Genomic DNA, 11,459 nt, shown 5'->3' on the forward strand with positions numbered 1-11,459 from the left:
CTGTGAGGGGTCGGCGCGATTTGGTGTGGAGCCTCTGCGCCGCAAAGGACAGGGAAAGCGGGCAGGACCTGCGGCCCTGCCCCGCCGACAAGCTTATTTGCGGCGCCACTCCACACAAAATCGCGCCGACTACCACTTTTGGCGCGCCTTTTGCGCTCGGGGCGCGCCTCCGCTGTTCTTCGGGCGCGCCTTCACTGTGGTCTTGGCGCGCCTTCACTTTCGTTCGTGGCCCGCCTGCGTTGTGGATGGCTGCGCGCCTTGCCCCTCTTTCTGTCAGACCCTCTCGGTACTTTGGGTCATCGGGGGGTGCTCAGGTCGGGCACCGATTTCTGTCGGTGGCATGCCGTAGCCTCGCCGAGCCAGGTCTGCGTCGTCGCCGTGCGTGCCTTCCCGGGGCTTCACTCTTGCCTGGCGTGCCTTCTCTTGCCCCTATTATTCCTCGGCTTGCGCTTTCTCTTCCGCCTCCGCGGGCACCAACCAGATGACTCCCTGTGGCGGCAGTTGCAGGACCGCCGAAGCCGGACGGCCGTGCCACGGTTTGCCCGTCGCCTCGACATCGCCGTAATTGCCGACGCCTGATCCGCCGTACACCTGGGCGTCGGTGTTCAGGACTTCACGCCAGTGGCCAGCCTTGGGCAGCCCCACGCGGTAGTCGTTGTGCGGCATGCCTGCGAAGTTCGCGATACACGCCACCATGTTTTCGCCGTTGGGGTCCATTCGGATGAAGGACAACACGTTCCCTGCCGCGTCGTTCGCGTCGATCCACGAGAAGCCCTCGGGGGATACGTCCGCGACGTACATTGCTGGGTTCGTCCGGTAGACGTTGTTCAGGTCGCCGACGAGTTTCTGGATTCCGGCGTGCAGTGGGGACTCCAGTAGGTGCCAGTCCAGCGAACGGGCTTCCGACCATTCGTCTATCTGGCCGAATTCGCCGCCCATGAACAGCATCTGCTTGCCTGGGTGGGCCCACATGTACGCCAGCAGCGCGCGTACTCCTGCCGCCTTGTTCCAGTCGTCGCCGGGCATTCGGGTCCACAGCGAGCCCTTGCCGTGGACGACCTCGTCGTGGGAGAGGGGCAGGACGTAGTTCTCGCTCCAGGCGTAGACCAAGGAGAACGTGATCTCGTTGTGGTGGTAGGACCTGTGCACGGGGTCGTGGTGCAAGTAGTTCAGGGTGTCGTGCATCCAGCCCATGTTCCACTTGAAGCCGAAGCCGAGGCCGCCGAGATGCGTCGGCCGCGTCACGCCTGGCCAGGCCGTGGACTCCTCGGCGATCATCATCGCGCCGGGGTGTCGCCTGTAGACGGTCGCGTTCAGCTCCTGCAGGAACCGCACGGCGTCCAGGTTCTCCCTGCCGCCGTGGTCGTTCGGCAGCCATTGGCCTTCTTGACGGGAGTAGTCCAGGTACAGCATCGATGCGACCGCGTCGACGCGCAGGCCGTCGATGTGGAATTCCTCCAGCCAGTACAGGGCGTTCGCGACGAGGAAGTTGCGGACCTCGTTGCGGCCGAAGTCGAAGACCAGCGTGCCCCAGTCGGGGTGCTCGCCGCGGCGGGGGTCGGCGTGTTCGTACAGCGGCTGGCCGTCGAAACGGGCCAGTGCCCATGAGTCCTTCGGGAAGTGGGCCGGCACCCAGTCCATGATCACGCCGATGCCACGGGAGTGCAGGTGGTCGACGAAATAACGGAAGTCGTCCGGGCTGCCGAACCGGGACATCGGCGCGTAGTACGACGTGACTTGGTAGCCCCATGAGCCGCTGAACGGATGTTGGGCCACCGGCATCAGCTCGACGTGGGTGAAGCCGAGATCGGTCACGTACTCGGCCAGCTGTTCGGCCAGTTCCCGGTAGCCGAGACCCGGCCGCCACGACCCGAGGTGCACCTCGTACTTGCTCACCGGCCTGCGCCACCAGTCGGTGCGCTCGCGCTCGGCCACCCACTCGTCGTCCGTCCACTTGTAGTCCGAAGTGGACACAATAGACGCCGTCGCGGGCGGCGGCTCGGCGCTGAAGGCGAGTGGGTCGGCTTTCTCGTGCCAGTGACCGTCCTTGCCGAGCAGGCGGAACTTGTAGCGGGTGCCAGGCGGCAGGCCGGGGATGAACAGCTCCCAGATACCCGACGAGCCCAGCGATCGCATGGGGTTGGCGCGGCCGTCCCAGCCGTCGAAGTCGCCGCAAACCCTGGCGCCTTGCGCATTCGGTGCCCAGACGGCGAACGACGTGCCGTCCACGGTTCCGGATGGCGTGTCGTAGCTGCGCAGCTGCGCACCCATGACCGTCCACAGGCGCTCGTGGCGCCCTTCGGCGATCAGGTGCAGGTCCAGCTCGCCCAGCGTGGGCAGCCAGCGGTACGGGTCTTCGACCAGTTCGACCTTGTCGCCGTACGTGACCTCGAACAGGTACTCGGTCGGCGTCTGGGACAACAGCGCGGTGAACAGGCCCGGCGCCACTTGGTCCAGCTCCTGCTTGAGATCACCGGCCAGTACGGTCACCGAACTCGCGCCGGGGCGCAACGCGCGCACTACCGCGCCTGCCGGGTGCGGGTGCATGCCCAGCACCGAATGTGGATCGTGATGTGCGCCGGCGAGCAAGCGGTTGACGTCCTCGGCCGGCGGGGCCGGATCGAGTGGATTCACTCGTATGATCCTAGTGGCCCGGCCGGTCGATCGCAGATCTGCCTGTGATCACCTACGGCGTGTACGTCTCCGACACGCATGGGAAGCTCGTCGGCACGTTGCACACGCTGACAGTGACGCTCATGGCGTCGGCGACGGTGATCGAGACGGGCTTGGTTCCTTCGGTCACCGGGATCGTTTGGATGAGCCGGCCTGACGGTGTGGTGATGGTGAACTTGAAGTTGCTGGCGCCCGGCCCGCGGTCGGTCGCGGTGCCGACGATCGAGCCGCGCGGCCCCCAGGTGATGGTTCCGGCGGTCTTGTGCGCCACGCAGCCGCGCTGACCGCAGACTTCGAAATCCGTGGTGGCCGCCGCGGCGCGGGCGGGAGCCGCCCAGGCCATCCCGGCGAGCACGACCGCGGTAGTGGTCACGAAGGTTGCTCGTAACGGCATTTTCAGTCCCCTCCGGTGAAACAGCTTCGGAAGGGTTCAGCGTCCCGCACCAGCCTTGCAGTTACCTTCCGGTCAGGAGGCGATACGGGCGATCGAGGTCAGCGGGATCGGCAGCCAGTCGGGGCGATTGGCTTGCTCGTACGCCACCTCGTAGACCGCCTTGTCCAACTCCAAGGCCCGCAACAACACTTCGTGGTCGCGTGGGTCACCGTTCGGGGAGACCTCCGCGTACCCGTCGCAGAACGCTCCTCGGTTGCGATTGGTCCACTCACGCGCGCGCACCGCGAGCTGATGATCCTCTGGCTGCCCGACAAGCAATTGGTGCGCCGCGTAGTCGAACGACCTGAGCATCCCGGCCACGTCACGCAGCGGCGAGCGGGGCACGCTGCGCTCGTGCACCGGCGCGGCGGGCTCGCCCTCGAAGTCGATCAACGCCCAGCCGTTCACCGTACGCAGCACCTGGCCCAGGTGCAGATCGCCATGCACGTGCTGGACCGGCACGCCACCGTCCGCCGTGCCACGGGCCTCCTCGAACACGCCGCGGATGGCCTCTTCCTGCGGTGCCAGCGCGGGAACGGTTTCGAGCACAGTGTCCAGCCTGCGGTGCATCGCGTCGACGGCCACGTCCAGCTCACCTGGCTCGACCGGCCGGGAATCCAACGCCCGCGCCAGATCCGCGTGCACGGCCGCCACGGCCGCGCCCAACCGGTGCGCCTCACCCGCGAAGTCGCCGCCGACCTCGTCGGCGTGCAGGTCGGCCTCGGCCATCAGGTCACGCACGCTGGTGGTGGCCATCGCCCAGCCGTCCGCCGCGTCGGCGAGGAACTGTTGCAGCATCCCCAAAGTCGGGCGATCACCCTCGTCGTCGGAGATCCAGCCGAGCGGCTGCGCGATGTGCTCGCAGCCGACCGAGTGCAGCGCGCGGTGGATCTGCAGGTCCGGGTTCGGGCCCGCGGACAGCTTGCGGAACAGCTTCAAGATGTACTGCTGGCCGTAGATCAACGAGGTGTTGCTCTGCTCGGAGGTCACCGCGCGGCCACGCAGGCCCTCATCGAGGTCCACGTCGGTCTCCCGGTGGAACGCGATCGGGCCTGCCGACTCCTCCTCGGCGATCGCGTCCAGCAGGAACGTCATCAGCTCAGCATCGGCCGTGGCCTCGTACCAATGCCTGCCTTCGCTGTCGATCCAGACGCCGGACAGGTACTCCGGCGGGTTGTCCCGGCTGCCCAGCAGCAGCTGGTAGACCGACTTGCGGTCCTCCTGCACGACTTCGACAAGCGCGTGCACCAGCCGGGGATCGTTGTCCAGCAACGTGATCACACGCACCGGCCGGGCCTCGGTGACCGGCCGGTCCTTCCCGCCGAACCACCTCTGGTGGGGCAACCACTTCGGCAACTCGTCGGCCAGCATCCGCAGAACCGGCTCCGTCATCCCTCGTCCACCGCCATGATCTCGAACCAGTAGAAGCCATGCCCCGGCAGCGTGAGCAAGTAGGACAACTCGCCGATCAACGGGAACCGCACCCCGCCGGTCAGCTCGACCGGCTGACGCCCCTCGTACTCCGAGAGATCGAGCTCCACGGGCTGCGGGAACCGGGAGAGGTTGTTCACGCAGAGCACCGTGTCGTCCCCATGCCGCCGCAAGTACGCGAGCACGCTCGGGTTGGACGAACCGAGCTCCTGGAAATCCCCGAGCCCGAACGCGCTGTGTTGTTTACGGACCTCGATCATCCGACGCGACCAATGCAGCAGCGACGACGTGTTGTTCAATTGCGACTCTACGTTGATGGCCTGGTATCCGTACACAGGGTCGGCGATCACCGGTAGGTAAATTCGCCCCGGATCGCATTGGGAGAAGCCACCGTTGCGGTCGGGCGTCCACTGCATCGGCGTGCGCACGGCGTCGCGGTCACCGAGCCAGATGTTGTCACCCATGCCGATTTCGTCGCCGTAGTACAGAACTGGCGAGCCGGGCAGCGACAGCAGCATCGCGGTGAACAGCTCCAGCTGGTTGCGGTCGTTGTCCAGCAGCGGCGCCAGCCGCCTGCGGATGCCGATGTTGGCTTTCATCCGCGGGTCCTTGGCGTACTCCGCGTACATGTAGTCGCGTTCCTCGTCGGTGACCATTTCCAAGGTCAGCTCGTCGTGGTTACGCAGGAAGATCCCCCACTGCGCGCCGGACGGGATCTGCGGCGTCTGGGCGAGGATCTCGGAGATCGGGAACCGCGACTCCCGCCGGACGGCCATGAAGATCCGTGGCATCAGCGGGAAGTGGAACGCCATGTGGCACTCGTCGCCGCCGACCGCCGGGTCGCCGAAGTACTCGACCACGTCCGACGGCCACTGGTTGGCCTCGGCCAGCAGCACCCGGCCGGGGTACTCGTCGTCGACGACCTTGCGGCACCGGCGCAGGAACTCGTGCGTGCGCGGCAGGTTCTCGCAGTTGGTGCCCTCTTCCTCGAACAGGTAGGGCACGGCGTCCAGCCGGAAGCCGTCGATGCCCAGGTCGAGCCAGAACCGCAGTACCTCGAGCATGGCCTCCTGCACCTCGCCGTTCTCGTAGTTGAGATCGGGCTGGTGGGAGAAGAACCGGTGCCAGTAGAACTGGCCGCGGACCGGGTCGTACGTCCAGTTCGAGGTCTCGGTGTCGACGAAGATGATCCGGGCGTCCGGGTAGGCCTCGTTGGTGTCCGACCAGACGTAGTAGTCGCCGTACGGGCCGTCGGGGTCGTTGCGGGACGCCTGGAACCACGGGTGCGCGTCCGAGGTGTGGTTGAGCACCAGGTCGGTGATCACCCGGATGCCGCGCCGGTGCGCCTCGTTGAGCAGGTAGACGAAGTCGTCGACGGTGCCGAACTCGGGCAGCACCGCGCGGAAGTCGGAGATGTCGTAGCCGCCGTCGCGCAGCGGCGACGCGTAGAACGGCGGCAGCCAGAGGCAGTCCACCCCGAGCCACGCCAGATAGTCCATCTTGGACGCAAGGCCACGCAGGTCGCCGGTGCCGTCGCCGTCGGAGTCGGTGAAGGCACGGACGAGGACCTCGTAGAAGACCGCGGTTTTGAACCAGTCCGGTTCCCGCGGCACCAGTCTCGCCGACCGGAAATCCTCGGCCTGGGGCTCCACCAGGTGTCCGTCGGCCATGACGGCCTCACCGGTATGCGGGACGCCCTGCAGGCCCAACGCGGAGTCAGGGCGGGGATCTTCCGGCACAGTCGACACGTTCGCACCACTCGTTCGCTTGAGACTGACACTTTTGTGGTACCCCAAAGCGCGACTGTTTGCACAGTGAAAGCTCTGGCGGTGACGGGACTCTAGCTGGTCAACCGCCGAGCGGGCGAACTACGGTACCCGTTGGAAGAGAAGGGCGCCGGATGGAAGTTCGCAACGGGTACCTGGACGTCTCCAAGGAGCCGGCCTGGCGGGACGAGTTCACTGAGGTGTTCGTCGAGCGCGGCGCCACCGGCGTGCTGCTGTCCGGGGATCACGACGACCTCGGCTTCCTGACCGAGATCCCCGGTTTGCAGGCAGTGAGCTTCCTGCGCGGGATCAAGGACGCGTCCGGCATAGCTGAGGTGCCCGGCCTGAAGGAGTTGAGCCTGCCGTCTGACTACTCTGGACCGCTCGACCTGTCCGGCCTGACCGGACTGGAATCACTGTCGATGCCGTACTCACCAGCCGTGGCCGGTCTGCCCGCGCTGACCCGGCTGCGCTCACTGATGATCTGGTTCTGGCCGAAACGCGTCGAACTGGACGTGCTCGGCCCGAAACCCGAACTGGCTGAGATGCGGCTGGAGTTCAAGCGAGGAGTGCGGATTTCCTCGGCCGCTCTGGCCGCGGCGCCGAAACTTCGGAAACTGTCGCTTTATGACGGCGAACTGACCGATGCCGACGGTCTGTCCGGCCTCTCCGATATGCGCGAAATATCGTTCTTCGGCACGAAGATCGACCGGATCGATTTCGTCGCGGCCATGCCGCGGCTGTTCTGGCTCTGGCTGGAGAAGTGCGGGGACATCGCCGACATCGAGGCGCTACGCGGGCACGCGTCGATGAAACACCTGACCCTGAGCGACGTGAAAATCATCAGCGGAGATCTCAGTCCGCTGCTGGATCTTCCCGCCGCGACCGGTATCGGGATCCACCCCCGATACCGGCACTACAGCCACGAACTCGACGAAGTCAGCCGCGGCTGATCCCGTCACCTTTGGACGGAAATGATGTGGGCGACCGCGTGCCACGGTTCGAGCCGGACATAATTGGCTTGTCCCCAATCCCATGATTGCCCGGTCACTTCGTCGTACGCGGTGAACCGGTCGTGCCAGCGCATGCCGAGTTCGGGCATGTCCAGCCAGACCGTGGCCTGCTCGGCCGAGAACGGGTCGAGGCTGAGCACCACGATGACGGTGTCGCCGGACGCCGGGTCCACTTTGGAGTAAGCCAGGATCGCGTCGTTGTCGACGTGGTGGAACCGCAGGGTCCGCAACTGCTGCAGCGCCGGGTGCGCCCGGCGGATCGAGTTCAGCCGGCGCAGCCACGGTTCGAGCGAACGCCCGTCAGCCAGCGCCTGCTCCCAGTCGCGCGGGCGAAGCTGGTACTTCTCCGAGTCGAGGTACTCCTCGCTGCCTTCACGCACCGGTTCGTGCTCGAACAGCTCGTAACCCGAGTAGACGCCCCACGTCGGCGAGAACGTGGCGGCCAGCGCGGCCCGCAGCGCGAACATGCCCGGGCCGCCTTCCTGCAGTGAGGCGTGCAGGATGTCCGGCGTGTTGACGAACAGGTTCGGCCGGGCCTCGTCGGCGTGGTTGACCAGCTCCTGACCGAATTCGATCAGCTCCTGCTTGCCGGTGCGCCACGTGAAGTATGTGTACGACTGCGTGAACCCCAGGCGCGCCAGCCCGTACAGCCGAGCGGGCCGGGTGAAGGCCTCGGAGAGGAACAGCACGTCCGGATGGGTCGACTTCACCTGGGTGATCAGCCAGTGCCAGAAGTCCGGTGGCTTGGTGTGCGGGTTGTCCACTCGGAAGATCCGCACGCCGCTCTCCACCCAGTGCAGGACGACGCGTAGTACTTCCGCGTACAGCCCGGCCGGGTCGTTGTCGAAGTTGAGCGGGTAGATGTCCTGGTACTTCTTCGGCGGGTTCTCCGCGTACGCGATCGTGCCGTCCGGGCGCGTGGTGAACCACTCCGGGTGCTCCTTGACCCACGGGTGGTCCGGCGCGCACTGCAACGCCAGGTCGAGCGCGACTTCCATGCCCAGCTCGTGCGTGCGGGCGACGAAGTCCTTGAAGTCCGCGAGCGTGCCCAGCTGCGGGTGGATCGCGTCGTGGCCGCCTTCGTCCGAGCCGATCGCCCAGACCGACCCGACGTCCTCCGGCACCGAGATCACGCTGTTGTTCGGGCCTTTTCGGTTGATCTTGCCGATCGGGTGGATCGGCGGCAGGTAGACCACGTCGAAGCCCATCGACGCGACCCGCTCCAGCTCGTTCGCGGCCGTGGCGAACGTGCCGTGCACCGCCTTGCCCGACTCGTCGACGCCACCGGTCGACCGGGGGAAGAATTCGTACCATGACCCGAAAAGGGCACGTTTGCGGTCGACCCAGACCCGGATCGTCTTACCGCGGGTGACCAGTTCCCGCACCGGGTGACTCGTCATGATCCGGTGCACCGGCTCGGACAGCGCCTCCGCGATCCGCGCGGGCAACGGACGGTCCGTGTCGCGCAGCGCCTGCGCGGCCGACGCGAGCAACCGCTTCTCACCGTTGCGGTTGGGGCGCCGGGAAACCCGCTCGAGCAAGCGGGCCCCGTTCTCCAAGTCGTTCCACAGTTCCTCTGGCCCCTGCGCGGCGCCGACCTTCACCTCGACCGCGTGCTTCCACGTCGACCACGGGTCGCTCCAGGCGTCGACACGGAAGGTCCACAGGCCTTCGGTGTCCGGCACGATCACCGCGACGAACTCGTCCGGCTCGACCGGATGCGGCTCCATCCGGGTCTGGCGGGCCACCGTGTCGGTCGGCCCGCGCCAGGCGACGGTCGCGGCGACCGCGTCATGGCCTTCTCGCCACACCGTCGCCTGGATCGGAACATGTTCTCCGACAACGGCTTTGACCGGATACCGGCCACAGTCGACAGACGGGGAGACATTGTCGATGCCAAGACGACCGCTCACAGAGGCTCTCCTCAGGTGTGGGGTTCTGCCTCTAGTCTGCCGTGTCTGAGCGCTTATCGCGTAATGGGGTTGCCCCACACGCGCTGGTAAGCCTGCTGTAACCACGCGTTCGCACGATCACGGTCGGGCCGCTCTGGCAAAGGCGAACTGGTGATCAACTTTTCCAGCTCGGCCTCGAGCTCGTCCGCCGCGGCAAGCGCTTCTTGCTTCGTGTGCTTGCCCTGCCGCAGATCCCGCAGCCACGTCAGCCACGGCTCGGGGATCGGCAGCGTGATCTTGCCGGTCTCCAGCAGCTCCACACCCTGCACGCCGAGCCGCACCATGTGCATCGCGTACTTGGCGTCGAAGCCGTACTTCTCGATCAGCTCGGGCCGGTTCGTGTGCCGTTTCAGGCCGAGCATGCCCGCCCGCTGCGACCGCAGATAGCCGATGAAGCGCATGCCTGCTTGGCGCGACAGCACGATCTCCGGCTTCGCGCGCGCAGGATCGTGCTCTGCGCGGCGATCGCGGCGAACTGCGGACTCGAGTGCTTCATGAGGTGGATTTGTACCGGTTCACCAGGGCGAACGCGTACTGGTTTTCGGCCGGGCTCAGCTCAGTGCGGCTTCCAGCGGGACGGCCACCGGCCGGGGCAGTGGAGCGGTGTTTCCCGCGCGGAACGCCTGAAGCAGATAGGCCACGAACCGCCGGGACGCATCCGCGGTCGCCTCTGGCGTGCCAGCGTGGATCCCGCTGTTGGCCTGCAGAAGAAGCGTCAGGTCGGACGGATGGAAGTCGCGGCGCAGCATGCCCGCGGCTTGTGCACGCCGCACCAGCTCGGCGAGCCCCCGCTCGGCTCGTTCGCGCAGCGCCCTGAACTCCGACGCGTGCGGGAAGGCCGTGACGAACGCCTTGGAAAATCCTCGGTCTTTCGCCTGCATCGCGCACACCTCCTCGACGACCTGGCAGAACGCGTGCCATGGGTCGGGGTCGGCCAGTGCGGTGTCCAGCAGGCCCGCGCACTCGGTCATCTGCTCGGCGAACGCGGCCGCGACCAGGTCTTCCTTGGTCGGGAATCGGCGGTAGAGGGTCGCGACACCAAGGCCTGCGCGGCGCGCGATCTCGCTCATCGGCACGTCCAGGCCCTCCGTCGAGAAGATCTCCCGTGCCGTGTCGAGGATCTTGGCGCGGTTGGCGGCCGCGTCCGTGCGCAAGCGAGGCAATGTCGTCGACACGTCTCTCACTTTAGGCGAAGTGGAAGACTCTGTCCGTTTCCGCTGCTAGAAGTGGAGCATGGCTTCCACTTCCATGCGACTTGTCACGTTCGACCGGTACGGCCCTCCTGAGGTGCTGTCGGTGACCACTGGTCCAGTACCGAGGCCGCGCCCGGGCGAGGTGCTCGTGCGAGTGCGTGCTGTGTCGGTCAACGGCGGCGAACTCGCTGTGCGTGCCGGTCGGCTGCGCCCGTTCAGCGGCAGGCAGTTCCCCAAACGGGTCGGGGTCGACCTGGTCGGCGAGGTGGTCGAGCCGGGGACGAGCAGGTTCGCCGCCGGTGACCTCGTCTGGGGCCTGATCGGGCGGCGGATGGGTTCGGCCGCGGACTACGTCGCGGTACGGGCCGACCGAATCGATCATCTCCCGGCCGGGCTCGACGTCGTGGAAGCCGCCGCGCTGCCCGTCGGGACCACGGCGATCACCGCGTTGCGCGACCTGGCCGCGCTCGCACCCGGTGAGCGGCTGCTCGTCCGGGGTGCGACCGGCGGCGTCGGATACGTCGCGGTACAGCTCGGCAAGGCAATGGGAGCGCATGTGACGGGGCTGGCCAGTGCGGCCAACTTGGACTTGGTGAAGGAACTCGGCGCCGACGAGGCGATCGACTACCGCGCGCCTGGTCAGCTGGGCCTTTTCGACGTCGTTCTCGACACGGTCGGTACCGGTCTGCCCGCCTTCCACCGACTGCTCACCCCTCGGGGACGGATGGTCACGATCGCGTTCGACCTCGACCGCCCGATCCGCTCGGTGGGCTACATCGCGGCGAACGCGATCCGTCGCACCCGCTGGGTCAGAGGCTTCAGCGGCAATCCGACCGCGGCGCTGTTCGCCGAACTCGGCCGCTGGGTCACGGCAGGGGCGATCCAGCCGAGGGTGGACCGGGTGTTCCCGATGGCGGAGGCCGCCGCCGCGCACCGTGCGCTGGAACAGGGCGGTGTGCGCGGCAAAATCGTGATCGAGATGTCCTGAGGCGATCGCC

The 11,459-nt window shown here is 66.8% G+C and carries 8 protein-coding genes and 1 pseudogene; 2 read left to right on the forward strand and 7 right to left on the reverse strand.

Going from position 1 to position 11,459, the window contains the following annotated elements; translation table 11 throughout:
- Positions 1-432: 432 nt before the first annotated feature.
- The 4 genes from glgB to treS all read right to left on the reverse strand — a co-directional run bounded on the left by glgB (position 433) and on the right by treS (position 6,276).
- Positions 433-2,634, reverse strand: coding sequence for a 1,4-alpha-glucan branching protein GlgB (gene glgB, locus B9C43_RS31275; RefSeq protein ID WP_235038953.1), 2,202 nt, complete (start codon positions 2,632-2,634; stop codon positions 433-435).
- A gap of 52 nt (positions 2,635-2,686) precedes the next feature.
- Entirely contained in the window at positions 2,687-3,067 is a 381-nt protein-coding gene (locus B9C43_RS31280; protein ID WP_143446725.1) for a hypothetical protein, read from the reverse strand.
- Positions 3,068-3,139: 72 nt separating this feature from the next.
- Positions 3,140-4,498, reverse strand: a complete 1,359-nt coding sequence (locus B9C43_RS31285) for a maltokinase N-terminal cap-like domain-containing protein (RefSeq protein ID WP_084430493.1) — start codon at positions 4,496-4,498, stop codon at positions 3,140-3,142.
- The gene (gene treS, locus B9C43_RS31290; protein ID WP_084430781.1) at positions 4,495-6,276 is read right to left on the reverse strand and encodes a maltose alpha-D-glucosyltransferase; all 1,782 of its coding nucleotides are present in this window, start codon (positions 6,274-6,276) and stop codon (positions 4,495-4,497) included. Before treS ends, B9C43_RS31285 begins: the two co-directional genes overlap by 4 nt.
- 161 nt (positions 6,277-6,437) lie before the next feature.
- Here treS and B9C43_RS31295 point away from each other — a divergent pair, with 161 nt between their 5' ends.
- Complete coding sequence (locus tag B9C43_RS31295; RefSeq protein ID WP_084430494.1) at positions 6,438-7,256, forward strand: leucine-rich repeat domain-containing protein; 819 nt, start codon at positions 6,438-6,440, stop codon at positions 7,254-7,256.
- A gap of 5 nt (positions 7,257-7,261) precedes the next feature.
- Here the strand turns inward: B9C43_RS31295 and B9C43_RS31300 are convergent, their stop codons facing one another.
- The 3 genes and pseudogenes from B9C43_RS31300 to B9C43_RS31310 form a co-directional block, all read right to left on the reverse strand.
- Positions 7,262-9,229 (reverse strand): alpha-1,4-glucan--maltose-1-phosphate maltosyltransferase, encoded by a 1,968-nt coding sequence (locus B9C43_RS31300; protein ID WP_033384959.1) that lies wholly within the window; start codon positions 9,227-9,229, stop codon positions 7,262-7,264.
- 53 nt (positions 9,230-9,282) lie between these two features.
- Positions 9,283-9,738 (reverse strand): annotated as a pseudogene (locus B9C43_RS31305) (DNA polymerase beta superfamily protein); the annotation flags it as partial.
- 81 nt (positions 9,739-9,819) lie between these two features.
- Positions 9,820-10,443, reverse strand: coding sequence for a TetR/AcrR family transcriptional regulator (locus B9C43_RS31310; protein WP_235038954.1), 624 nt, complete (start codon positions 10,441-10,443; stop codon positions 9,820-9,822).
- Positions 10,444-10,501: 58 nt separating this feature from the next.
- Here B9C43_RS31310 and B9C43_RS31315 point away from each other — a divergent pair, with 58 nt between their 5' ends.
- Positions 10,502-11,449: an NAD(P)-dependent alcohol dehydrogenase gene (locus tag B9C43_RS31315; RefSeq protein ID WP_084430495.1), complete on the forward strand. Its 948-nt coding sequence runs from the start codon at positions 10,502-10,504 to the stop codon at positions 11,447-11,449.
- The last annotated feature ends 10 nt before the right edge of the window (positions 11,450-11,459 follow it).

This window comes from Kibdelosporangium aridum (assembly GCF_900176515.1).
Taxonomy (GTDB): Bacteria; Actinomycetota; Actinomycetes; order Mycobacteriales; family Pseudonocardiaceae; genus Kibdelosporangium; species Kibdelosporangium aridum.